27 protein-coding genes and 1 pseudogene are annotated in these 22,418 nt (G+C 61.0%); 18 read left to right on the forward strand and 10 right to left on the reverse strand.

Going from position 1 to position 22,418, the window contains the following annotated elements:
• Positions 1–82: 82 nt before the first annotated feature.
• The 7 genes from ACI2KK_RS12595 to ACI2KK_RS12625 all read right to left on the reverse strand — a co-directional run bounded on the left by ACI2KK_RS12595 (position 83) and on the right by ACI2KK_RS12625 (position 3,512).
• Positions 83–562, reverse strand: coding sequence for a hypothetical protein (locus tag ACI2KK_RS12595; RefSeq protein ID WP_217839269.1), 480 nt, complete (start codon positions 560–562; stop codon positions 83–85).
• Between the two features lie 108 nt (positions 563–670).
• Positions 671–985: a hypothetical protein gene (locus ACI2KK_RS12600; protein ID WP_404669151.1), complete on the reverse strand. Its 315-nt coding sequence runs from the start codon at positions 983–985 to the stop codon at positions 671–673.
• A 212-nt stretch (positions 986–1,197) separates the two neighbouring features.
• Positions 1,198–1,485: a hypothetical protein gene (locus ACI2KK_RS12605; RefSeq protein ID WP_217839272.1), complete on the reverse strand. Its 288-nt coding sequence runs from the start codon at positions 1,483–1,485 to the stop codon at positions 1,198–1,200.
• Positions 1,486–1,560: 75 nt separating this feature from the next.
• Complete coding sequence (locus tag ACI2KK_RS12610) at positions 1,561–1,845, reverse strand: hypothetical protein (protein ID WP_404669152.1); 285 nt, start codon at positions 1,843–1,845, stop codon at positions 1,561–1,563.
• Positions 1,829–2,542, reverse strand: a complete 714-nt coding sequence (locus ACI2KK_RS12615) for a DUF4225 domain-containing protein (protein WP_217839274.1) — start codon at positions 2,540–2,542, stop codon at positions 1,829–1,831. The genes ACI2KK_RS12610 and ACI2KK_RS12615 overlap by 17 nt, the downstream gene beginning before the upstream one ends.
• Positions 2,539–2,907 carry a type VI secretion system tube protein TssD gene (gene tssD / locus ACI2KK_RS12620; protein WP_404669153.1) on the reverse strand — a complete coding sequence of 123 codons (369 nt, stop codon included), beginning with the start codon at positions 2,905–2,907 and terminating at the stop codon, positions 2,539–2,541. Before tssD ends, ACI2KK_RS12615 begins: the two co-directional genes overlap by 4 nt.
• A gap of 308 nt (positions 2,908–3,215) precedes the next feature.
• A complete protein-coding gene (locus ACI2KK_RS12625; RefSeq protein WP_404669154.1) occupies positions 3,216–3,512 on the reverse strand; it encodes a DUF3077 domain-containing protein in 297 nt (98 codons plus the stop codon).
• Positions 3,513–4,029: 517 nt separating this feature from the next.
• Here ACI2KK_RS12625 and ACI2KK_RS12630 point away from each other — a divergent pair.
• The 17 genes and pseudogenes from ACI2KK_RS12630 to ACI2KK_RS12710 all read left to right on the forward strand — a co-directional run bounded on the left by ACI2KK_RS12630 (position 4,030) and on the right by ACI2KK_RS12710 (position 19,315).
• Positions 4,030–4,935 (forward strand): helix-turn-helix domain-containing protein, encoded by a 906-nt coding sequence (locus ACI2KK_RS12630; protein ID WP_369987073.1) that lies wholly within the window; start codon positions 4,030–4,032, stop codon positions 4,933–4,935.
• Between the two features lie 259 nt (positions 4,936–5,194).
• Positions 5,195–6,505 carry an ABC transporter substrate-binding protein gene (locus ACI2KK_RS12635; protein WP_404669155.1) on the forward strand — a complete coding sequence of 437 codons (1,311 nt, stop codon included), beginning with the start codon at positions 5,195–5,197 and terminating at the stop codon, positions 6,503–6,505.
• 72 nt (positions 6,506–6,577) lie between these two features.
• Positions 6,578–7,501, forward strand: coding sequence for a carbohydrate ABC transporter permease (locus ACI2KK_RS12640; protein WP_404669156.1), 924 nt, complete (start codon positions 6,578–6,580; stop codon positions 7,499–7,501).
• A 10-nt stretch (positions 7,502–7,511) separates the two neighbouring features.
• Positions 7,512–8,345 carry a carbohydrate ABC transporter permease gene (locus tag ACI2KK_RS12645; RefSeq protein WP_217839280.1) on the forward strand — a complete coding sequence of 278 codons (834 nt, stop codon included), beginning with the start codon at positions 7,512–7,514 and terminating at the stop codon, positions 8,343–8,345.
• Between the two features lie 208 nt (positions 8,346–8,553).
• Positions 8,554–9,648 carry an ABC transporter ATP-binding protein gene (locus tag ACI2KK_RS12650; RefSeq protein WP_404669157.1) on the forward strand — a complete coding sequence of 365 codons (1,095 nt, stop codon included), beginning with the start codon at positions 8,554–8,556 and terminating at the stop codon, positions 9,646–9,648.
• A 10-nt stretch (positions 9,649–9,658) separates the two neighbouring features.
• Entirely contained in the window at positions 9,659–11,134 is a 1,476-nt protein-coding gene (locus ACI2KK_RS12655; protein WP_404669158.1) for a mannitol dehydrogenase family protein, read from the forward strand.
• A gap of 16 nt (positions 11,135–11,150) precedes the next feature.
• Positions 11,151–12,641, forward strand: a complete 1,491-nt coding sequence (xylB, locus tag ACI2KK_RS12660; RefSeq protein ID WP_404669159.1) for a xylulokinase — start codon at positions 11,151–11,153, stop codon at positions 12,639–12,641.
• Positions 12,642–12,674: 33 nt separating this feature from the next.
• Complete coding sequence (locus ACI2KK_RS12665) at positions 12,675–13,625, forward strand: carbohydrate kinase (protein ID WP_404669160.1); 951 nt, start codon at positions 12,675–12,677, stop codon at positions 13,623–13,625.
• 136 nt (positions 13,626–13,761) lie between these two features.
• On the forward strand, positions 13,762–14,160 hold the full coding sequence (locus tag ACI2KK_RS12670; protein ID WP_404669161.1) for a hypothetical protein: 399 nt from the start codon (positions 13,762–13,764) through the stop codon (positions 14,158–14,160).
• 95 nt (positions 14,161–14,255) lie between these two features.
• Entirely contained in the window at positions 14,256–15,020 is a 765-nt protein-coding gene (locus tag ACI2KK_RS12675) for a hypothetical protein (protein WP_404669162.1), read from the forward strand.
• A gap of 63 nt (positions 15,021–15,083) precedes the next feature.
• The gene (locus tag ACI2KK_RS12680) at positions 15,084–15,365 is read left to right on the forward strand and encodes a hypothetical protein (RefSeq protein ID WP_404669163.1); all 282 of its coding nucleotides are present in this window, start codon (positions 15,084–15,086) and stop codon (positions 15,363–15,365) included.
• 56 nt (positions 15,366–15,421) lie between these two features.
• Positions 15,422–16,141 (forward strand): lysostaphin resistance A-like protein, encoded by a 720-nt coding sequence (locus ACI2KK_RS12685; protein WP_404669164.1) that lies wholly within the window; start codon positions 15,422–15,424, stop codon positions 16,139–16,141.
• 295 nt (positions 16,142–16,436) lie between these two features.
• Positions 16,437–16,631, forward strand: a pseudogene (locus ACI2KK_RS12690) (PAAR domain-containing protein); the annotation flags it as partial.
• Entirely contained in the window at positions 16,630–17,202 is a 573-nt protein-coding gene (locus ACI2KK_RS12695; RefSeq protein WP_404669165.1) for a hypothetical protein, read from the forward strand. The pseudogene ACI2KK_RS12690 and the gene ACI2KK_RS12695, both read left to right, overlap by 2 nt.
• Before the next feature lie 132 nt (positions 17,203–17,334).
• On the forward strand, positions 17,335–17,907 hold the full coding sequence (locus ACI2KK_RS12700) for a hypothetical protein (protein ID WP_404669166.1): 573 nt from the start codon (positions 17,335–17,337) through the stop codon (positions 17,905–17,907).
• Positions 17,908–18,037: 130 nt separating this feature from the next.
• Positions 18,038–18,610, forward strand: a complete 573-nt coding sequence (locus ACI2KK_RS12705) for a hypothetical protein (protein ID WP_404669167.1) — start codon at positions 18,038–18,040, stop codon at positions 18,608–18,610.
• 132 nt (positions 18,611–18,742) lie between these two features.
• Positions 18,743–19,315, forward strand: coding sequence for a hypothetical protein (locus ACI2KK_RS12710; RefSeq protein ID WP_404669168.1), 573 nt, complete (start codon positions 18,743–18,745; stop codon positions 19,313–19,315).
• Between the two features lie 92 nt (positions 19,316–19,407).
• Here ACI2KK_RS12710 and ACI2KK_RS12715 read toward each other — a convergent pair whose 3' ends face one another.
• The 3 genes from ACI2KK_RS12715 to ACI2KK_RS12725 form a co-directional block, all read right to left on the reverse strand.
• Positions 19,408–19,872 (reverse strand): DUF6998 domain-containing protein, encoded by a 465-nt coding sequence (locus ACI2KK_RS12715; protein WP_404669169.1) that lies wholly within the window; start codon positions 19,870–19,872, stop codon positions 19,408–19,410.
• 215 nt (positions 19,873–20,087) lie between these two features.
• On the reverse strand, positions 20,088–20,396 hold the full coding sequence (locus tag ACI2KK_RS12720) for a DUF3077 domain-containing protein (RefSeq protein WP_217839291.1): 309 nt from the start codon (positions 20,394–20,396) through the stop codon (positions 20,088–20,090).
• Between the two features lie 76 nt (positions 20,397–20,472).
• Entirely contained in the window at positions 20,473–20,709 is a 237-nt protein-coding gene (locus ACI2KK_RS12725; protein ID WP_217839292.1) for a hypothetical protein, read from the reverse strand.
• Between the two features lie 537 nt (positions 20,710–21,246).
• Between ACI2KK_RS12725 and ACI2KK_RS12730 the strand changes: the two genes are divergently transcribed.
• On the forward strand, positions 21,247–22,158 hold the full coding sequence (locus ACI2KK_RS12730; RefSeq protein WP_404669170.1) for an HNH endonuclease: 912 nt from the start codon (positions 21,247–21,249) through the stop codon (positions 22,156–22,158).
• Positions 22,159–22,418: the final 260 nt, after the last annotated feature.

The following is a 22,418-nucleotide window of genomic DNA, read 5'->3' on the forward strand; positions in this document are numbered from 1 at the left end:
CTTGTGTGGTCTGTACCGGCCCTATCGCCGGCAAGCCGGCTCCTACAGGTAGCGCGCCAGCCTGAAGCTGCTGCGGGGCCGATTACGAGAAGCTGGACATGCGCTCGTAGGCCACCTCGCCACTGGCCAGCAGCGGCTGCAGGTATGCGGTGTAGGACTCCCAGGTTTCGAACAACTGCGGGTGCGCCAGCAATTCATCACCCTCGCCGGTGATGTTCAGCAGCATCACCCCCTGCCCGTTGCCGACGATCTCCCGGGCCTTTGCTGCAAAGCCGCTGTGGGTGATCAGGTAACCCAGCGCCACCAGCCCCAGCACCGAGCCCTTCTGGGCGGCGCTGGCGCTGAGCAGGGGTTCTTCGGGGGCGTCGGAGAGCAGCAGGGTCAGGGTGTGCAGGTGGTGCCGGGCGTCATCCACGGACGCTGCGATCTGCCCGCCGTGCAGTAACGCCTGCGCGGCCTGGGCATGGGCGATGATGTTTTCGTGGGCGAAGTGGTCGTAGGAGGTGAGCAATACCGTGCCAAGGGGGGATGGCTGCTTGGGGAAGTGCTGGGCTTCGGTCATGCGCGCATTCCTCGGGAGTGGATGCTGCCATCAGAGCACGAGAAAGCGGGTGACGCCAAGCGTGGGGGGTTATTTGTGGTGGTTGAAGGTGGGGTTTCAGCGAGTACTTTACTTACGGCGCCAGCGAAAGACGCTGCAACCGTGCGGTGCGGAGATGGTCCAAGCATGAAAGACCACCATTGCAAAAATCAGTGCTTTTACAATCAATAGGTTCCGGTAAAAGTCCCCATCAAGGCCGACATCAACATAAAACACCTCATCGTCTTTCAGGAGAATCACATAAAAGGTGCCCGCCAGAAGTGAGAAAAGATGTAGCGCAAGCTTACTCAGGAGGCCGCTCGTCAGAGTGTATAACTTACGTCGAAGCAGCACCGTTACTGGCACATCGACCATCACGAGCAAAATAAATTGATTGAAACTCATTTTTTGTACTCGTCATAAAACTGATAAGCGTTCGCGCCGTTTGTCGTGATTTCTACCGCTACCCCCAGCTTGCCTATCTGCCGCAAGGCCATTTCCTTGTCAAAATCATGATTCGCATTTAAGACTCACGCATCTAGTTAAGGAAGGAAAGTTTCCACAGCGGCATGATTTAGCGCCCGCGAAAAGCCACCTCAAAATGACGAAACTGTAAGCTATTTCCATCGCGAAGGCGTTGCCCATGCATGCAAGTAAATCATCACAACCGCAACACCATGAACAAGAAACAAATCCAAATAAACGGAATCACTGCGCTCAAAATCAACATAAATCACCCCATTACCTCTTATCACCCCCATGTAAACCAACCCCATCCCAAGGGCAAAAGCGTAGGCAGTCATATACCGCACTACGCCTCCACCATCCATGAAAAAGTATTTCCTTAAGAAAAGCATGACAAAGAGATCAGCAAGGGCAAACAACAAAAATAGCAAAGCACTCACTTACCAGCCTCTTTACAAACAATGACCCGCATAGCAACTTGAGGTTATGCCCATAGCTCCTGAATCACGCTTTATTCATCGATAAGCTGCTATCCAAGCGTGAAACAAGACCATTACAAATGAGCCCCCATGCACAACGACCAACTCCTGGACATAACCACCCCCATTATTTAACGCCACAGAAATCACGCCCCCTCCCCCGATGATGGTAACATAAACCACCACCATCACAATCGTAAAGATTTTCAAGAGAAAGGCTCGGAACCCACCGCAGCCTTTGAAGAAAAAAAACCTTCTCAAAAACAACGTAACAGCAACATCACCCACAACAAACAACACAAACTCAACGAGACTCATCATCCAACGTTTCCACAAGCTGCTGAGCACTTATCCAATTCACGCCCATTTCGACATAGAGCGAAAAATTGCTCATCTGCCTAACCGCAATCTCCTTATCCATCTTGTTATATTTGAAAAGCTTCCAAGCCCCGACCTTAGGCACGTTCCGAAACAAGGCACCTACTGACATGGTTATATCGCTCGCCAAGTAGGCTGCTGTACCTTCTCGTTCGGTATACCCGACCGCCTTGGCAGCGCCTTGATAAACTTTTTTGACCGGGCCACTCACATCACTCCGCCCTTCGTACAACCCACGAACGTTCTCATATATATTGTTCCCGCCGTGCGCCATCAACGGCGCCCCTGCGAGCCCACATGCCCAACCCAATGATCCATAACAGATCCCCGCACCGGTTACCATTTGGCCCACACCTCCAATCACCCCAAAAGACTGATAAAGAATGCGTTTCGACTGTGCATATAAGCGATCTCGCTCGTTCCGTAGTTCGATCAATGCATCACCAGCACTTAACTTACGCTCCGACACATCATCCAGAACCCGCCGCGCGTAATAAGCCAGTTCACGATTGAACTGCATCCGCAACCGCCGATCCTTCAAATGCCTGGCACTCAGCCCGCAGCCATAGCTGATAAGCCGGGCGGCCGCTGCATTGACCTCCCAGTACGCCTCGTCCAGCCGGTCGCCGTATGCCTTCATGGCTGCTCCCCCCAGGACGCATGGCCGCTGGTGCTGGCGGCATGGTGGATCCAGCTGATGGTGCGATAGCTGATGAACAGGCGCTCTTCCGCATCCTGGTCAGTTAGCGGTACAGCATGGGGCACATCCAGCTCCTGCGACACGATCAAGGCGCCGCCAAGCTTGACCGTGAAGTACTTTTCCCGGTGGCCGGCCGAGTGAGTGCGGTACAGGTGGATATCGCAGTCGATCACTTCGCGGCCATCCACGGCCTGGGCCAGCAAGGGGGTGGACTTGTCGATGGGCTTGGTGATCATCACGGGTTGGTGAACACCGCGTAATCCATTGGTGGGGTTTGCAACGTTGTGGTTGAACGACAGCACCACAATTTCGTCCCGATGATTGAGCTGGCACTTGTTGCCGATGGAATCTTCACTGGAGAAATAAGGCCTTGGCGATTGCCTTTGAGGGTCATGTATCCGTGATAAGCCATGCTACGAACTCCCTGTCAGAAAGTTCGCAACTTAATGCTTTGAACAAAGCTTGTATGTCGGACACTTCCGAAAATACGCACATCAAAAGTAACCAAGTACGACAGACAATGGCCGCCGAACATGCCCAGCACTAAAACTCGGGCATAAAAAAACCGCCTTCGGTAACCCGAAGGCGGTTTAAAGGGTGTTGCAGCAGCAGTTCAGCGCTCGTCTTTGCCCTGCACCACAGGCAATTGCCCCTGGATCATCGCCTTGGCCATGCCGCTGAGGTAGTAGGTGGCGCGCATCAGAGTCTTGGCTTCGCTGGGCTTTTGCAGCGCCTGGCGGGTGAGTGTGCTGATGCAGCCCAGCATGATCGAGGTTTCTTCCAGCACCTCCTTGATGGGCAGGCCGGGTATGGCCTGTACCCAATCGCGGGGGCCGCGCTTGCCGGCGTATTGCACCAGGCTCACGATGCCCTGCCCGCCTTCGCCCTTCGACTGATCGTCATTGCCCATGGCCTACCCCCTGTGAGTTGTGTGCGCTACCGGCCAAGGCTGGCCTGGCCGGTTGAGAGAAGTTGGAGCTCGCCGCCCTTTGCCAACCCAAGCCTCGAGGCCTGACCGCACGGTCCCTGTGCAGCCCCTTTTTTGCCAGTTGGCCGGATGGTTTGGGCGCCGGGGGCGGCGAGCAGGGCGAGACTAAAACTGTTGCGACGGTGGTTACAACGGGGCTGGCGGGGAAATGGGGCCTTTGGGAAATGGACTACGTTTGTGTGGGAAACGTCCTTCAAGATTGGGCTGGTTGGGTGGGCTTGGTAAGCGCAGCTGTCCCTTGTAGGAGCGGCCTAGTGTCGCGATGGGCCGCAAAGCGGCCCCGACGATCTTGCATGAATCCGAGATTCTGGGGCCGCTTCGCGCCCCATCGCGACACAAGGCCGCTCCTACAGGGAGCGCATGGCCTTGATACCTGAATCAGCACAGCCTTGCCGCTTGGGCTAGGATGACGGCTGGTCATTTGGAGCCCGCCGCCGCCATGCCCAGAACGCGCACAGCCACCGACCCGTCCTACGAGTTGATGGACGACCATGAAGGCCATTCGCTGATCTACCGCCAGCACGGCTTCCCCAGCCCGCTGGTGCGCTGGCACTTTCACAAGGAGTACGAGCTGCACCTGATCGTCGCCAGTGCCGGCAAGGTGTTCATCGGTGACTACATCGGCAACTTCGCCCCCGACACGTTGTTTCTGACCGGGCCGAACCTGCCGCACAACTGGATCAGCCAGCTGGCGCCGAACGAGGTGGTGGGCAAGCGCGACATGCTGGTCAACTTCACCGACGAGGTGCTCGAGGACGGCAGCCAGGTGTTCTCCGAACTGCACCAACTGGCCCCGCTGCTGGCCCGGGCGCGCTATGGCATCGAGTTTCGCGACCCGGCGCTGATCCGCGACAGCCGCCAGCTGCTGCAGCGCATCGCCGACAGCCGCGGCATGACTCGGCTGGGATACTTTTTTATCCTGATGGAACAGCTGGCCGCCTGCGAGGATTACCAGCTGCTGTCCACCGTCACCTCCTCGCAACTGGCCGACGAGCTCAACGTCGAGCGCATCAACCGGGCGGTGGACTACATCTTCCAGCACTACGCCCAAGACCTCACCCAGCACGAAGTGGCCGAGCACCTGGGCATGACCACCACGTACTTTTCGCGATTTTTCAAGCAGGCCGCCGGGCGCGGCTTTGTCGAGTTCGTCAACCGGCTGCGGGTGAGCAAGTCGTGCGAGCTGCTGGCCAAGGGTGAGCTGCCGGTGACCGAGGTGTGCTTTGAATCGGGGTTCAGCAACTTGTCCAACTTCAACCGGCGGTTTCAGCAGTTGAAGGGAATGACGCCTTCGAATTACCGCAGCCTGGTGACGCAGCGGTTGACCGAGCAGAACCGGGTTTGAGGCAGCGGGTTTCTGTTGAATCGCCGGAATTGGGGTGATGGCGTGGGAGCGGGCTTGCCCCGCGATGGATGGCACCGGCTGCGCCGGTATCGCGGGCAAGCCCGCTCCCACAGAGATCGCGTCGCTGCAAAAAAGTATCAGCCTATGTGCAGGCAAGGCTTTGTGGGCTGCGTCCTACAAGGTTGTAATCGGTAGCGAGCGACACAAAAACAATAATGTCTTCCGTGCCGTCACCCCCGGCCCGGTAAGGGAGTTCATGATGAACGACTCGATCAAGGCCTGTGTGGCCGCCACTTGCCTGGGCCTGGCGCTGAGCGCCCAGGCCGCCGAAACCCTGACCATCGCCACGGTCAACAACAACGACATGATCCGCATGCAGCGCCTGGCCAAGGTGTTCGAACAGCAGCACCCGGACATCAGCCTGAAGTGGGTGGTACTGGAAGAAAACGTGCTGCGCCAGCGCCTGACCACCGACATCGCCACCCAGGGCGGGCAGTTCGACGTGCTGACCATCGGCATGTACGAAGCCGCGCTGTGGGGCGCCAAGGGCTGGCTGGCGCCGATGACCGAACTGCCCGTCGACTACAACCTCGACGACGTATTCCCCTCGGTGCGCGAAGGCCTTTCTGCCAATGGCACCCTGTACGCCCTGCCCTTCTACGCCGAAGCCTCGATCACCTATTACCGCAAGGACCTGTTCGCCAAGGCCGGGCTGAGCATGCCCGAGCAGCCGACCTGGACCCAACTGGCCGAATACGCCGCCAAGCTCAACCACCCCGACCAGGGCCAGTACGGTATATGCCTGCGCGGCAAGGCCGGCTGGGGCGAGAACATGGCGCTGATCGGCACCCTGGCCAACGCCTTCGGCGCGCGCTGGTTCGATGAAAAATGGCAGCCGCAGTTCGACACCAGCGAGTGGCGCAAGGCCCTGGACTTCTATGTCGCCACCATGACCCAGTACGGCCCGCCCGGCGCCTCGAGCAACGGCTTCAACGAAAACCTGGCGCTGTTCAACAGCGGCAAGTGCGCGATGTGGGTGGATGCCAGCGTGGCCGGCTCGTTCGTCACCGACAAGAGCCAGAGCAAGGTGGCCGACCAGGTGGGCTTCACCTTCGCGCCCAAGGAAGTCACCGACAAGGGCGCTTCGTGGCTGTACTCCTGGGCGCTGGCGATCCCCACCAGCGCCAAGCACAAGGACGCCGCCAAAGCCTTCAGCACCTGGGCCACCTCCGAGGCCTACGGCAAGTTGGTGGCCGAAAAAGAAGGCGTGGCCAACGTGCCGCCGGGCACCCGCGCCTCCACCTACAGCGACGCCTACCTGGCCGCCGCGCCGTTTGCCAAGGTGACGCTTGAGTCGCTCAAGCGCGTGGACCCCAAGCACCCCACCCTCAAGCCCGTGCCCTATGTGGGCATCCAGCTGGTGACCATCCCCGAGTTCCAGGCCATCGGCACCCAGGTGGGCAAGCTGTTCGCCGCCGCCCTCACCGGGCAGATGGACGTGGAGCAGGCGCTGGCCGCCGCGCAGCAGTCCACCGCCCGCGAGATGAAGCGCGCCGGCTACCCCAAGTAGCCCGCAGCCAAACCCCGCCACGCCCTGACCCGGCGTGGCGCATTTCGCCGCACTGATCACATCGGAGTCGCCATGAACACTACGGCCCTCGACACCCCGAGCCAGGCCCGCGCACGCCCCGGCAAACGCCGCGTCGGCCCTGGCTGGTTTCTGGTCAGCCCTTCGGTGGCGCTGCTGCTGTTGTGGATGATCGTGCCCCTGGGCATGACCCTGTATTTCTCGCTGATCCGCTACAACCTGCTGTACCCCGGCGAGAACGAATTCGTCGGGCTGGAGAACTTCAGCTTCTTCGTCACCGACCCGGGGTTCATGCCCGGTGCACTCAACACATTGGTGCTGGTGGGCAGCGTGCTGGCCATCAGCGTGGTGCTGGGGGTGCTGATTGCCGCGTTGCTCGAGGCCGGCGAGTTCTGGGGCCGGGGCGTGGTGCGGGTGCTGCTGATTTCGCCGTTTTTCATCATGCCCACGGTCAGCGCGCTGCTGTGGAAGAACCTGATATTGCACCCGGTGTCGGGCATCCTCGCCGCGCTGTGGCGGCTGTTCGGCGCGCAACCGGTGGACTGGCTGGCGCACCACCCGCTGCTGTCGATCATCCTGATCGTGTCGTGGCAATGGCTGCCGTTCGCCATCCTGATTCTGATGACCGCCATGCAGTCGCTGGACCAGGAACAAAAAGAAGCCGCGCGGCTGGATGGCGCCGGGCCCCTGGCGATCTTCTGGCACCTGACCCTGCCACACCTGGCCAGGCCGATTGCCGTGGTGGTGATGATCGAGACCATCTTCTTGCTGTCGGTGTTCGCCGAGATTTTCACCACCACCAGCGGCGGCCCGGGTTTCGAGTCCACCAACCTGGCCTACCTGATCTACAACCAGGCACTGCTGCAGTTCGACGTGGGCATGGCCTCGGCGGGCGGGCTGATTGCCGTGCTGATCGCCAACATCGCCGCCATCGTGCTGGTGCGCATGATCGGCAAGAACCTGACCGAGCGCAGCTGAGGAGCCCGCCATGCCGACACTCAAGCAAACCCGCCGGCTGCACAACACGCTGCTGGGCCTGTTGTGCTGGGGCATCGCCCTGGTGATGTTCTTCCCGATCCTGTGGATGCTGCTGACCAGCTTCAAGACCGAGCTGGACGCCTTTGCCACGCCGCCGCAGTTCATCTTTGTGCCAACCCTGGAAAACTACCTGCACATCAACGAGCGCAGCGACTACTTCGCCTATGCCTGGAACTCGGTGTTCATCTCGTTCTCGGCAACCTTGCTGTGCCTGCTGATCGCGGTGCCGGCGGCGTATTCCATGGCGTTTTTCGAAAGCCGCCACACCAAGCGCACGCTGCTGTGGATGCTGTCGACCAAGATGCTGCCGCCGGTGGGGGTGTTGATGCCGATCTACCTGCTGGCCAAGCAGTTCGGCCTGCTGGATTCGCGCCTGGCGCTGATCATCGTGTACACCCTGGTGAACCTGCCGATCGTGGTGTGGATGGTGTACACCTACTTCAAGGACATCCCGGTGGACATCCTGGAAGCTGCGCGGCTGGACGGGGCTGGCACCTGGCAGGAGATCGTGCGGGTGCTGCTGCCGATTGCCCGTGGCGGGCTGGCCTCGACCTTGTTGCTGTCGTTGATTCTGTGCTGGAACGAGGCGTTCTGGTCGCTGAACTTGACCTCGTCGGCTGCGGCGCCGTTGACGGCGTTGGTGGCCTCTTACTCGAGCCCCGAAGGGCTGTTCTGGGCCAAGCTCTCGGCCGTGTCGACCCTGGCCTGCGCGCCGATACTGATTTTTGGCTGGGTCAGCCAGAAGCAGCTGGTGCGTGGGCTGTCGTTCGGGGCGGTGAAATGAACGGGGGCATTTGTGCGATAGCGGGGGCTGCTGCGCAGCCCAATCGCGACACAAGGCCGCTCCCACAGATGGGCGGAAACAACTGCCTTGCTCAACAACTGAAGACGTGCGCGATTCCCTGTGGGAAGCGGCCTTGTGTCGCGAAAGGACCGCACAGCGGTCCCGGCATTCGCGCAGCAACCTCCTGCCCCAAAAAAGGACACCCAACATGGCTGACCTGAAAATCCGCAACCTGCACAAAGGCTTCGATGGCCACGCCATCATCAAGGGTATCGACCTGGACGTACGCGACCGTGAGCTCGTGGTGTTCGTCGGCCCCTCGGGCTGCGGCAAGTCCACCCTCTTGCGGCTGATCGCCGGGCTTGAAGAGGTGAGCAGCGGCCAGATCACCCTGGACGGCGCCGACATCACCGACACCGCCCCGGCCAAGCGCGACCTGGCCATGGTGTTCCAGACCTACGCCCTGTACCCGCACATGACCGTGCGCAAGAACCTGTCGTTTGCCCTGGACCTGGCCGGCGTGGCCAGGCAGGAAGTAGCCAGCAAGGTGGACAACGCCGCGCGCATTCTTGAGCTGCAACCGCTGCTGGAACGCAAGCCGCGCCAGTTGTCTGGTGGCCAGCGCCAGCGGGTGGCGATTGGCCGGGCGATCGTGCGCAACCCGAAAATCTTCCTGTTCGACGAGCCGCTGTCCAACCTCGACGCCGCCCTGCGCGTGCAGATGCGCCTGGAGCTGGCGCGCCTGCACCAGGAGCTGGCCGCGACCATGATCTACGTGACCCACGACCAGGTCGAAGCGATGACCCTGGCCGACAAGGTGGTGGTGCTCAACGGCGGGCGCATCGAGCAGGTGGGCTCGCCGCTGGAGCTTTACCACCACCCGGCCAACCTGTTTGTGGCGGGCTTTCTGGGTACGCCGAAAATGGCCCTGCTGCGCGGGCACCTGAGCCGCAACCAGGGCAGCCAGTGCGAGGTGGCCCTGGAGTGCGGCGCGCGCATCGCCTTGCCGCTGTGCGCAGGCGAACTGGCCACCGGCAGCCAGGTGACCCTGGGTATCCGCCCCGAACACCTGGAGATCGGCCAGGGCCCGCTGCAGGTGACCGCCGACGTGAGCGAGCGGCTGGGCAGCGACACTTACTGCCACGTGCGCGCCGCAAGTGGAGAGATGCTCACCGTGCGGGTACGCGGCGACTTCGCCCCGGGCTTTGGCGAAGGCTTGCAACTGGGCTTCGACCCCCTGCACTGCCACCTGTTCGACAGCAACGGCCAGGCCCTCGACAAACGACTGCAGCACGTAGCCTAAGGACCCCAGGATGAAACTGAACCCGCACACCCTCGGGCAACTGCCGGCCGGCATCGCCCGCCCCACCTACGACCCGGCGCAACTGCGCCAGGGCATCGTGCACATTGGCGTTGGTGGTTTTCACCGCGCTCACCAGGCCGCCTACACCGACGCCCTGATGAACTGCGGCGAGGGCCTGGACTGGGCCATCTGCGGCGCCGGCCTGCGCAGCGAGGACCGCGCCATGCGCGATGCCCTGGCCGGGCAAGGCTACCTGTACACCCTGTACGAGCTGGGCGACGGGCCCGGCACCGAAGTGCGGGTGGTCGGCGCGCTCAACGGCATGCTGCTGGCCGAGGACGGCGCCGAGGCGCTGCTGCAGAAACTGGCCGAGCCCGGCATCCGTATCGTCTCGCTGACCATCACCGAAGGCGGTTACTGCATCGATGACAGCAGCGGCGAGTTTCGCGCCGACCTGCCGCTGATCCAGCACGACCTGGCCAACCCGCGCACCCCGCGCAGCGTGTTCGGCTATTTGTGCGAAGCCCTGCGCCGGCGCCGTGAGGCCGGCAGCGGGCCGTTCACGGTGATGTCCTGCGATAACCTGCCGCACAACGGCGCGGTGGCGCGCAAGGCGCTGCTGGCCTTCGCCCAACTGCTGGACCCGCAGCTTGCCCGCTGGGTCGACAGTAACGTCAGCTTCCCCAATGCCATGGTCGACCGCATCACCCCGATGACCAGCGCGGCGCACCGCCAGCAACTGCTTGAGCGCCACGGCATCGACGATGCCTGGCCGGTGGTGTGCGAGCCGTTTTTGCAGTGGGTGGTGGAAGACAAGTTCGTCGCCGGGCGCCCGGCCTGGGAGAAGGTGGGCGTGCAGTTTACCGACGACGTCACGCCCTACGAGGCGATGAAAATCAAGCTGCTTAACGGCAGCCACCTGGCGCTGACCTACCTGGGCTTTTTGCAGGGCTACCGCTTCGTCCACGAAACCCTGGCCGACCCGCTGCTGCACCGCTACATGCGCGCGTTCATGGATTTGGACGTCACCCCGCAACTGGCCCCGGTGCCGGGCATCGACCTGGCCCGCTACAAGGACAGCCTGAGCGAGCGCTTTGCCAACCGCGCCATCGCCGACCAGCTGGAGCGGGTGTGCTCGGACGGCTCGTCGAAGTTCCCCAAGTTCATCGTGCCCACCGCCAACCGCCTGATCGCCGACGGCCAGCCGCTGGAACGGGTGGCGCTGGTGGTGGCGGCCTGGGCCCTGTACCTGCGCGGTGTGGATGAAAATGGCAGCAAGTACGCCATCCCCGACCCACGCGCCGCCGACTGCCAGGCGCGGGTGGTGCAGCGCGATGGCCTGGCCGCCCGGGTGCTGGGCGACGAGGCGATTTTCGGCACACTGATCCCGGCGAGCCGGGCCTTTGTCAGCGCCTTCGAGCAGCAGTACGACAGCCTGCGCGAACACGGCGTGAGCGAAACCCTGCGCCGTATGCTCGGCGACTGACCCGGAGCCCGCAGCAATGGACGGACTGTTTGTTGGTATCGACTGCGGCACCCAGGGCACCAAGGCCCTGGTGCTGGACGCTGGCAGCGGCCAGGTGCTGGGCCTGGGCAGCGCCGCCCACGCGCCGCCGCAAGGGCGCGATGGCCGGCGCGAGCAGGACCCGGCGGACTGGTTGGCGGCGCTGCAGGTAGCGGTGGCCGAGGCACTGCGCTCGGCCGGCGTCTGCGGCCAGGCGATCCGCGGGTTGGCGGTGTCCGGCCAGCAGCACGGGCTGGTGCTGCTCGACGCCCAGGGCCAGGTGCTGCGCCCGGCCAAGCTGTGGTGCGACACCGAGACCGTGGCCGAAAACAACGAGCTGCTCGCGGCCCTCGGCGGTGCGCAGGGTTCGCTGGAACGCCTGGGGCTGGTGATCGCGCCGGGCTACACCCTGTCGAAGTTGCTGTGGACCCAGCGCCAGCACCCCGACCTGTTCGCCCGCCTGGCGCACATTCTGCTGCCCCACGACTACCTCAATTACTGGCTCACCGGCCGCGCCTGCAGCGAGCCCGGCGATGCCTCCGGCACCGGCTACTACGACGTGCGCCGGCGCACCTGGGCGGCCGATGTGCTGCAGCGCATCGAACCCGGCGAGCGCCTGGTCGCGGCGCTGCCCGAGCTGGTGGAGCCCGGCGCATGCATCGGCAGTTTGCGCCAGGAGGCTGCCGCCGCACTGGGCTTGAACCCGCAGGCGTGGGTGGCCAGTGGTGGCGGCGACAACATGCTCGGCGCCATTGGCACTGGCAATATCGCCCCCGGCATGATCACCCTGAGCCTGGGCACCTCCGGCACCCTGGCCGCCTATGCCGAGCAACCCCAGGTGAGCGCCCAGGGCGAGGTGGCGACCTTCTGTGCCTCCAGCGGTGGCTGGCTGCCGCTGATTTGCACCATGAACCTCACCAGTGCCTGCGCCCTGGTGCGCGACCTGCTGGAACTGGACCTGGAGCAGTTCACCGCCCTCGCCGCCCAGGCGCCGATCGGCGCTGACGGCTTGCTGATGCTGCCGTTCTTCGACGGTGAACGGGTGCCGGCGCTGCCCGCTGCCAGCGCCAGCCTGCACGGCATGACCAGCGCCAACCTGACCCGTGCCAACCTGTGCCGGGCGGTGCTGGAAGGCACCTGCTTCAGCCTGCGCTACGGCCTCGACCTGCTGCGCGCGAGCGGGCTGCAAGGCAGCGAAATACGCCTGGTGGGCGGCGCGGCGAAAAGCCCGTTGTGGCGCCAGGTGCTGGCCGATTTGCTCGGTGTGCCGCTGGTGTGCCCGCAGCAGACCGAGGCCGCGGCACTGGGGGCGGCGATACAGGCGGCGTGGAGCCTGGGCCGCCAGTTCGGCCGGGGCGACAGCCTTGATGTGCTATGCCAGCGCTGCGTAGCGCTGGACGAAAGCACCCGCACCCTGCCCCACCCGGCGCGCCAAGCCGCCTACGCGCTTGCCTACCAGCGCTATCGTGACCACTTGCCCGCGCACTGAGCGCCGGGCGCAACTTTTAAAGAGGGGAACAGCATGTACCTGGTGTGTGGCGAGGCCCTGTTCGATGTGTTCAGCCAGGCCACCAGCAGCCGCAGCGGCGAGCTGGGGTTTACCGCGATAGCCGGCGGGTCGCCGTTCAACGTGGCGGTCGGTTTGCGCCGGCTCGGGGTGGAGGCGGCGTTGTTCGGCGGGCTGTCCAGTGACTACCTCGGCGCTCGCTTGCGGCGGGTGCTGGAGGAAGAACAGGTGGACTGCCGCCATGTGGTGACCAGCGATGCACCGACCACGCTGGCCATGGTCGGGCTGGATGCGAATGGCTCGGCGCAGTACCAGTTTCGCGGGGACGGCTGTGCCGACCGACAGGTGCGCTTGGAACATTTGCCCGTGCTGGATGACAGCGTGCGCGGGCTGCATGTCGGCTCCTACACCTTGGTGGTCACGCCTGTGGCCGAGGCCTTGCTGGCGTTGGTGCAGCGCGAGCGGGAGCGACGGCTGATCAGCCTGGACCCGAACGTGCGCCTGAACCCGCAGCCGGATGTGGCGCTGTGGCGCCGGCAGGTGGAGGCGTTTGCCGGGCATGCGCACCTGATCAAGGCCAGCGAGGAAGACCTGGCGTTGCTGTACCCCGGGCGCGATGCCGGAGATGTGGCGCGGGGCTGGTTGAACGAGCGGTGCCGGTTGGTGTTCGTCACCCATGGGGCGGATGGGGCCAGCGTGCATTGCGCGCACGGGTCGTGGCAGCGGCCGGCGGATGCGTCGTTGCCGGTGCGCGATACGGTCGGCGCGGGGGATACCTTCCAGGCGGCGGTGCTGGCTTGCCTGGTGCGCCTTGGGGCAGACAGCCCGGCGGGGGTGGCCGGGCTGGATCGGCATACCATCGATGCGATGCTGAGCTATGCGATTCGCGCCGCGGCAGTGACCTGCTCACGGGTGGGGCCGGACTTGCCGTTTGAGCGGGAGTTGCAGCCTATGGACCCGTTGTAGGAGCGGCCTTGTGTCGCGAAAGGGCTGCGAAGCAGCCCCGGCGATTTTGCAGGATGCCAAGATCCTGGGGCCGCTACGCGCCCCATCGCGACACAAGGCCGCTCCTACAGCTCTGCGCAATCCTGTAGGAGCCGGCTTGCCGGCGATCACCGACAACGCCGGTGCCATCGCCCCACCTGCCCTGTTTCTACTGGTCGACATGCCTGCGAATATCCTGCGGGCTGGCGCACATCTGTCGGTTCGGGTCCATGTCACATTGGAACCGCTGCTCATGGTTGTATTGATAGAGATCCGGCAGGCCGCTGCAACCGGCCAGCAAAACCGTCAATACCAACATGAACCTCATCGCCATGGCTGTTTTCCTGAAACTCATCAGATCACCCCCTCGCGTTTGAAAGGTTGTGATTTTCGGCGATTTCGCGCCTCGATTCCGGGCATTCACACGTATGACATTTCTGAATTCCTTGTAGCCAAATTCGCCGTCTGCCCTCACATTCACCCGTGGGAGCGGGCTTGCCCCGCGATGGCGCCATAGGCTCTAACGCGGCACTTCATACACGCCACCCATACCCAAACACCCCCAAAACCCCGGATACTCCCCCCGCCTGCCACCACCCGGACACCCCGGCAATGACCCTCTTCTACCTCAAGCTGTGCATCACCCCCCTGCTGATGTGGGCCGTGTCCCTGGCCTCGCGCCGCTGGGGCGGCCTGCTCGGCGGATTGTTGTCCGGCCTGCCGATCACCTCGGCGCTGGTGATGACCTTCCTGTGCCTGGAACAAGGCACCAGCTTTGCCCTGCACGCCGTGCCCGGCGCCCTCGGCGGCCTGGCTGCGGTGCAGGCCACCTATGCCTTCTACCTGTTCAGCACCCGCCGGCTGGGCATCGCCATGGCCGCCCCGCTGGCGCTGCTGTTCTACGCCGCGGCCGCCTACACCTTCACCCACTGGGGCACCCTGGCGCTGTCGATCGGCGTCGCCCTGCTGCTGATTGCCGTGCTGATTCGCGCCACCGGCCGCGAACCCAAGCCCGACACCCTGGCCCGCCCGCGCCAGCGTCTGTGGGAGATCCCCCTGCGCATGGCATCCGCCACTGCACTGCTAATGGTCATCACCAGCCTGGCCAGCTGGCTGGGCCCGGCCGCCAGCGGCATGCTCGCGCCGATCCCGGTGATCGCCTGGCCGCTGGTGGTGTTCGCCCACGTGCAGGGCGGGCGCGCCGGCATGGCCGCCATGGTGCGCGGCAATGCCATCGGCGCGGTGGGGGTGATTGCGTTTTACCTGGTGGTGGCCGGGTTGCTGGAGCGCCTGGGCATTGCCGCCACCTTTACCCTGGCCGTGGTGCTGGCGGTGGTGATTACCGTGGCGGTGGCCGCCGCGCTGCGCAAACGCTGAGCGCGGGCCGCCCACCCAACGTGTGATGAAAAGGAGTTCGACACACGCCATGCATTCAAGGCCGTGACCCAGGTGATCGCCCTGCGCAGCGATTTCCACCAGGCCCCGCACTACCCCGGCGTGCAGCCCGGCGAGTGGGTGCACCCGCTGGAGAACGGCTACATCGCCTTTGCCCGCCAGCTCGACGACCACAGCACCGAATTTGGCGTGCGGGTACAGGCTACCGACGCCCCCGAGGCGGTGGTGCAGACGCTGGCCTCGCCGAAGTCGACGATCAGCGCCCTGTTCGCCGGCCTGCACGACACACTGCAACAATGGTTGCCGCAACCACCACCCACCAATTGATGCCTTAACGCCACTACGGCATGATGCGCGCCACACCCACAGCCCAGGACAGCACCGTGCGCGCCACCCCCTTCCCGACCTTCCGCGATACCCCGGCCCGCCCGTCGTTCCTGGCGAGCCTGGCCCTGCTGCTGCTGGCCGTGGCTTTGTGCTTTGCCGGCGGCATGGCCGCCGGCTACCAGGGCGGCGCGCTGCCCCGGCCCGGCGAGGTGACCTGGGCGATGATCCAGGCCGGCATGCCCTACTCCGCCTGCGGGCTGCTGGTGCTGTTTGCCTGGCAGCATGTGCGCGGCGGCATCTTCAAGGCGTTCGTCGGCGAGCGCGTGCTCGGCCCGCTGGCCAACGGCCTGCTGCGCCTGGCGCTGACCCTGGGTATCGGCTATGCGGTGATGCGCGACCAGGGCATGGTCCCAGAGCCGTACCTGGCCCAGCTGTTCGACGGCCTGGCCCCCGGGCAGGTGCAACGCCTGGTGCTGCAGCTGGTGCTGTTCACCGCCATTACCGAAGAACTGCTGCTGCGCCATTACTTCATGGGCGTGCTGGGGTGGCAGGACGGCGGCTGGTCGAAGTGGGCCGCGATCGGTGCCAGTGCGGCGCTGTACATGAGCTTGCCGCTGCCGTACGAGAGTGCTTGGGCGATGGTGTTGCTGATGGCGATTGGCGTGATTATCGGGATTGCGCGGGTGAACAGCCGCGGGATGCTGGTGCCGATTGTGTTGCATGGTGCTGCGATGGGTGGGGTGTTGGCGGTAGGGCATTGGCAGTTGGCGATTTAACGCCTGTGAGAGCAACTGTCTTGCGCTGCCTGAACCGGCCTCATCGCCGGCAAGCCGGCTCCTACAGGGACAGCAAATGCCTGAGGCTCATGCGATCCCTGTGGGAGCGGGCTTGCCCCGCGATGGCGATTGGTGCGATGACGCAAATTAGCTGATCGGGCCCTATCGCCGGCAAGCCGGTTACAGTGAGCGCGTAGGGGCTGCCCCTTAGCTATCCCCGGGCAAACCCCGGTACCCCTCTGCAGCACAAGCGGCTACCATGCCGCGCTTTGTTTGATATCTACCAAGGATTGGTATGCTTGCAACCGCTCGACTCGGTGACACCCATGTGTGTCCCATCCCCGGCCACGGCGCCTCGCCGATTGCCTCGGCCTCCCCCGATACCCAGATCAATGCCCTTGGCGCTGCGCGCGTGGGGGATGTGTGCGGTTGTGGCGCGGTGATCACCACCGGCTTCCCCAGCGTGCTCGGAGCGCCGGGAGGGCACCTTGAATTTGTTGCGAAATAAACGATTGCTGGCATGCCTGGGCGTTGCACTCACCGTGATTTCCGTGTTCGGATATCGTTGGCTCAGCTACTACATCACACCATTCAAAATTGACAACGGTATGACTGGCACAACGTATGCCGGGCAGTATGTCAAAACTGGCAAATGGGTGTTTGACTGTAACAATGGCAGGCTCATAAGCCGAGTCCCATTGGCACCGCCCATAGCCGCTCTCGAAAAAAATCAATACTCCATTGAACCGTTTAACATTACCCCCTTAAACAACAGCGAAAAGGCAATAGCGGCTCAACTGATCAGCACCCTCACCCATGACGACTTTGAAAAATTGCACTACCGCTTCTCTATGCAAAACGGCAACAGCGTTGTTTGGCTCCACAGTTATTACTTGGTAAAACATCATGCCGAGCGGGACTGGGTCATAGAGATGCTTCAATTCTCATGGCGCAATAGGGATGATTTCAGAGCTGATGCTCGCCCCTATAATCCTGCAGAATACGTTGATCATGCCAAAGCCTTGAACGCTGCACTGGTGAGTTGCCCTTCCCCGCAATGAAGTCGAAGCTTCGGAAATTTTGCCGTCTGAGACCACACTCCCCTGCGGCAACGGGGCATCCCCTACGACGTGTACCTGACCAACCGGTTCAACGTCGCAAGCCTCACGCGGGCGCAACGCCAGGAAGGTGCCATGAAATTACTCCGCAATAATCGACGACTGTTATTTACAGGCGCTGCTCTCGCAGTACTTCTAACAGTCGCAAATCATTGGATAAGCTACTACACCACACCCTTCAAGCTAGACACCGGCATGAGCGGTGTAATCTATGCCGGGCAATATGTAAAAACAAGCAAATGGGTATTCGACTGCAACAATGGCAGGCTCATCAGCCGAACCCCCTTACCGCCACCGCTGGCAGCCCTCAGGAAAATCAAGCCTCCGATTGAATCGCTAATGATACATTCATTAAATAGCGTCGATAGAGCAGTAGCCACTCAACTGATCAACACCCTCCACCCAGACGACTACGAAAACTTGCGCTATCGGTTTTCCGCGCAAAACGACGACAGCGTTGTTTGGCAACATAATTATTATTTGATCAAGCATCATGCTGGGCGGGACTGGGTGATAGAAATAAAGCAGTTCTCATGGAGCAAGAGTGATTCCTTCCTTGCTGAAGCTATCCCCTACGATGCTGCACAATACGTTGACCACCCCAAAGCCCTGAGCGCGGCAGTGGTGAGCTGCCCTGCCCCACAATGAAAGCGCAGCTTCGAAAAGCCTGCGGCCTGCGGCTACGTTCCTCTGCGGCAGCGGGGCATCCCCCGCGCCGCCTACCTGGCGCACGAGCTCAAAGGCCTGAGCCGCGCGCAGGCAACACCTGGAGGGCACCTTGAATTTGTTCCAAAATAAACGATTGCTGGCATGCCTGGGCGTTGCACTCACCGTGATTTCCGTGTTCGGATATCGTTGGCTCAGCTACTACATCACACCATTCAAAATTGACAACGGTATGACTGGCACAACGTATGCTGGGCAGTATGTCAAAACTGGAAAATGGGTGTTTGACTGTAACAATGGCAGGCTCATCAGCCGAATCCCCTTGGCACCGCCCATGGCAGCGTTCGAAAAAAATCAATACTCCATTGCACCGTCTAACATCAATCCCTTAAGCGGCAGCGAAAAGGCCATAGCGGCTCAATTGATCAACACCCTCACCCATGACGACTATGAAAAATTACAATATCGCTTCTCCATGCAAGATGACAGCAGCGTTGTTTGGGTCCATAGTTATTACTTGATAAAACATCATGCCGAGCGGGACTGGGCCATAGAGATCCTTCAATTCTCATGGAGCAATAGCGATAGTTTCAGAGCTGATGCTCGCCCTTACAATCCTGCAGAATACGTTGATCATGCCAAAGCCTTGAGCGCTGCACTGGTGAGTTGCCCTTCCCCACAATGAAGTCGAAGTTTCGAAAATCTTGCCGTCCAAGGCCACACTCCCCTGCGGCAACGGGGCTTCTCCTGCGACGTGTACCTGACCAACGGGTTCAACGTCGCAAGCCTCGCGCGGGCGCAACGCCAGGAAGGTGCCATGAAATTACTCCGCAATAATCGACGACTATTATTTACAGGCGCTGCTCTCGCAGTACTTCTAACAGTCGCAAATCATTGGATAAGCTACTACACCACACCCTTCAAGCTAGACACGGGCATGAGCGGTGTAATCTATGCCGGGCAATATGTAAAAACGGGGAAATGGGTGTTCGACTGTGAATATGGCAGACTGGTCAGCCGCGCCCCTTTACCACCACCAATAGCAGCGCTTAAAAAAGCGAAAAGGCCGCTCAAGCTAATCACGGCATACTCGCTCAACGACGCCGATAAAGCAGTGGCAATTCAGCTTGTCAAAGACTTTGGCCCGGATGACTACGAAAAACTGAAATACCGATTCTCCTCCCAAGGTGAAGACAGCGAAATACAATTCCACTCTTATTATTTGATAAAGAATTATTCAGGACGCGACTGGGCAGTCGACGTCAGCCAACTGAACGCTGGTCAATATAATTATTTCAGCGCTGCTGCTGTTCCTTATGTCGCTACAGAGTACGTTGACCACGAGAAAGCCCTGAAAGCTGCGGCAGTAAGCTGCCCACAACCCCAATAACGTCAGCGAACCCAGCTGTATCCCCGCTGCCGTAGTACCGCGCCGGCACTATGACGCAGCGGGTTACAAGCCCGCTCAAGCAACCTACCCAATCACCGCCGAGGTATCCGGCCCTGCTCAGCCACGGTGCCATTGAGCCGCCTGAGCATGGCCATCAAGCCCCCATGCAGCCGCGTGCGCGTGGGCTTGCGCCCGGCCAGTTGCTGCTGGATCAGGTAGCCCGGCCCGTTGTAGACCTCTTCGAAGGTGCCGTCCCGGTTCATGCGGATGCCGAGGTAATAGTCCGGCACGTGGTGCACGGGAAACGTCAGGGTGGTGCCGAAGGTGGTCTTGATCTGCACATTGCGTCCGGCTTCGCAGACTGCATCGTGGTGCTTGGTCAGGCCCTCGTTGAGGGTCAGCCGGTAGGCCAGGCTGGCCACCACCTCGCCGATATCGCCGACCAGCCTGCCGTCCAGGGTGAACGGCTTGCCCGGGTAGGCCGCCTGCAGTTGCCCGACGGCCGCGAACAGGTCGTGCAGGGCGTTCTTGATCTTCAGTTCGATGGTCGCATCCATGGCGGGCCTATTGTGCAAAAGGGCTGGGACAGGCGCCGGCGGTGCAGCGCGCGGCGTTGCCAGGGGGAAGATAGCGGTTGCCGGGGAGTACTCCTACATACCAGCGAAACGCAAAAGCGCTTTGGGCCAATGACCCAGCATCAATCACTGCATGGGCGCCCTCCCCCAATAACAAAGCCGCCCAGGCGACAGCGCCCGGGCGGCTTGTTCAACCGCTATTCCCCCGGCATGCGCACCGTCAGCCCATGGTTCACATCCTGGGCCAACGCCTTGGCCATGCCGCTGAGGTAGTGCATCGCCGTCAGCAAGGTCGGCAGCTGGTCAGTCTCCATCATCGCCATGTCGGTGAGCTTGTGCACCGCGCACATCACCACGGTCGCCTGCTCTACTGCGTGGTCCAGCGAATGCCCGGCGACCACGCGGAACAACGGCTCTTCCATGCCAATATCGCCACCCTCGCCAAAATGGCCGATGCCGCAGGTGGTGAGTTGCCGGCTGCGCGGGGTTTGCAATTCCTTATCCATGATACGTCTCCTGCGGCCCCGCGAACGGCGCGGGGCCTGATCGATGAACATCCAGGGCGAACTCAGGTTCGCCAGGTCAATGCCGGGACTGCACGCGGCTCAGCGCCAATTCCACCAAGGTGCGGGCGTTGTCGATTTCGTGCATGGCGGCGAGGGTCAGGACCTGGGCCGGGGGTTTGGTGTGGAGCAGGACGGTCTGCTGGCTGACGGTCAGGGCGCAGACGAGGTATTCGGATATCTGGACCAGGAGGTCTTCGAGGGTGTGGGCGGCGTAGGGGTTTGGGTGGGGTGGGTCGGGGACGATCTTTAGCATGATAAAGCTCCGATATCTGATTGGAGCTACCACATCTCTGCTGTCAAACAAATGGGTGGCAGCGGTGCGTGGGTTGACAGACCGAGGATATCGGAACTCGGCGCACCGAAGTGCCCCACGCACAGCCGCCATTGAGCGTTGCGCGTGTCCGGATATCAGGGGACGGTCTGTCAAAACCGTGTCGTCGATTTTGCGGCGACTTGGCGAGACTAGATGGCTGATGGGACAGGTGCAATGCCTGTAGGGCCGTAGGAGTATGTTTCGGAAATGGACTACAGAGAAGAGGGAAAATCGGATTCAGATGACTCATTTTTTAGCTAAAAAGCTTGCTTTTGGCGAGCTGGAAGCACCTTCACTCTTTAATAGGCCCCTTAATCACCGACGAAGCCCTTGCGCTTAGCTGAAGGCTACAGCATGCAAGGAAATGTCCTACACCCTTTCGGATTTTTTCCGAACAAAGTAAGGTGCGTGGAATACTGAACAGCGGCGAAAGGTGACATCAACCTTTCGCCTGCGCCATTCGCATGGAAGCCAACTGTGAAAACTCCTCCCTCACCGACCACAATCCTAGGGCAACGTGGGATCCTAGCATCCAACCAGCTCAAACCAGGCATGGTTTACACGAGAAATGACCTCAGCACCCTTTTTGACATCAAAGATGCAACCCTTAAAAATGGTATATTTCATCCAAAAGGATTTGATTCCGTATGGCTCTTTATAACGGAACACAAAACATCCGATAGAACACAATATACAGATAGCTTGTCAGATAACACACTCCACATGCAAGGCCAGCGACTAGGGCGAACAGACAACTTAATATTAGATCATCGTCAGCTGGGTTTGGAGCTACTCCTTTTTTATCGAAGAAGGAAATATGAACACCCCCACGCTGGCTTCCGCTATGAAGGCACTTTCGACTATCAAAGCCACTTTGGAAGTCTCCCTACGTCGTTTACCCTGACGCGAAACCCATTCACTCATCGAGGCATTGCTTTAGCCGAGCTTGAGCAACAACTGAATTCCCGAAGAGAGTTCAACCCCAATGATCTCAGCGATGCGCGATCGCGCATAGAGGCATCAATCGTTCAAAGACGCGGCCAGCCTGAATTTAGAAAGCAATTATTAAATGCTTACCAGGGACGCTGCGCCGTGACGGGCTGCACGATAATGCACATACTAGAAGCCGCGCATATTCATCCCTACCTAGGCGACAAGACAAATGTGACACCCAATGGAATCTTGTTAAGGGCTGACATACACACTTTATTTGACCTAGGACTGATAAAAATAAGACCCTACGATTTACACATTGAGATCTCTGAAGAGTTGAGACTCAGCGAATACAGCCCCATAGAGGGGCGAAAGATATTTCTGCCTAAGCATAAATTCAACCACCCAAACCTCCTCGCACTAGAGTTCAAGTATAACGCTACAAAAACGCGTTAACTATCCGCCAGAGAGCCTGAGAATCAGTTCAGAGCCAGACCAAAACCATTCTAGCCCAGCAAACCAATAACGACCAAGACTTTCCAACTCACTGAGCACCTACTACTATAAGCTCTTACAATTAACCGTGAACACCCGGCGCCGAGCACCTGCCGTACGAAGACTTCAACATCTACCCCACCCTACATCTCCTACATCTACAGCACGACACAACGATCAGACTAAAACCCAAAGCCTTAATAATTTACATACAGACCTAA

The sequence above is a fragment of the Pseudomonas sp. NPDC089406 genome (assembly GCF_044900265.1).
Taxonomy (GTDB): Bacteria; Pseudomonadota; Gammaproteobacteria; order Pseudomonadales; family Pseudomonadaceae; genus Aquipseudomonas; species Aquipseudomonas fakonensis.

Coding starts and splice junctions, on each gene's coding strand:
- ACI2KK_RS12595 (WP_217839269.1), bottom strand. CDS start 562: ATGACCGAAGCCCAGCACTTCCCCAAGCAGCCATCCCCCCTTGGCACG.
- ACI2KK_RS12600 (WP_404669151.1), bottom strand. CDS start 985: ATGAGTTTCAATCAATTTATTTTGCTCGTGATGGTCGATGTGCCAGTA.
- ACI2KK_RS12610 (WP_404669152.1), bottom strand. CDS start 1,845: ATGATGAGTCTCGTTGAGTTTGTGTTGTTTGTTGTGGGTGATGTTGCT.
- ACI2KK_RS12615 (WP_217839274.1), bottom strand. CDS start 2,542: ATGAAGGCATACGGCGACCGGCTGGACGAGGCGTACTGGGAGGTCAAT.
- ACI2KK_RS12625 (WP_404669154.1), bottom strand. CDS start 3,512: ATGGGCAATGACGATCAGTCGAAGGGCGAAGGCGGGCAGGGCATCGTG.
- ACI2KK_RS12630 (WP_369987073.1), top strand. CDS start 4,030: ATGCCCAGAACGCGCACAGCCACCGACCCGTCCTACGAGTTGATGGAC.
- ACI2KK_RS12635 (WP_404669155.1), top strand. CDS start 5,195: ATGAACGACTCGATCAAGGCCTGTGTGGCCGCCACTTGCCTGGGCCTG.
- ACI2KK_RS12640 (WP_404669156.1), top strand. CDS start 6,578: ATGAACACTACGGCCCTCGACACCCCGAGCCAGGCCCGCGCACGCCCC.
- ACI2KK_RS12645 (WP_217839280.1), top strand. CDS start 7,512: ATGCCGACACTCAAGCAAACCCGCCGGCTGCACAACACGCTGCTGGGC.
- ACI2KK_RS12650 (WP_404669157.1), top strand. CDS start 8,554: ATGGCTGACCTGAAAATCCGCAACCTGCACAAAGGCTTCGATGGCCAC.
- ACI2KK_RS12655 (WP_404669158.1), top strand. CDS start 9,659: ATGAAACTGAACCCGCACACCCTCGGGCAACTGCCGGCCGGCATCGCC.
- xylB (WP_404669159.1), top strand. CDS start 11,151: ATGGACGGACTGTTTGTTGGTATCGACTGCGGCACCCAGGGCACCAAG.
- ACI2KK_RS12665 (WP_404669160.1), top strand. CDS start 12,675: ATGTACCTGGTGTGTGGCGAGGCCCTGTTCGATGTGTTCAGCCAGGCC.
- ACI2KK_RS12675 (WP_404669162.1), top strand. CDS start 14,256: ATGACCCTCTTCTACCTCAAGCTGTGCATCACCCCCCTGCTGATGTGG.
- ACI2KK_RS12700 (WP_404669166.1), top strand. CDS start 17,335: ATGAAATTACTCCGCAATAATCGACGACTGTTATTTACAGGCGCTGCT.
- ACI2KK_RS12710 (WP_404669168.1), top strand. CDS start 18,743: ATGAAATTACTCCGCAATAATCGACGACTATTATTTACAGGCGCTGCT.
- ACI2KK_RS12715 (WP_404669169.1), bottom strand. CDS start 19,872: ATGGATGCGACCATCGAACTGAAGATCAAGAACGCCCTGCACGACCTG.
- ACI2KK_RS12720 (WP_217839291.1), bottom strand. CDS start 20,396: ATGGATAAGGAATTGCAAACCCCGCGCAGCCGGCAACTCACCACCTGC.
- ACI2KK_RS12725 (WP_217839292.1), bottom strand. CDS start 20,709: ATGCTAAAGATCGTCCCCGACCCACCCCACCCAAACCCCTACGCCGCC.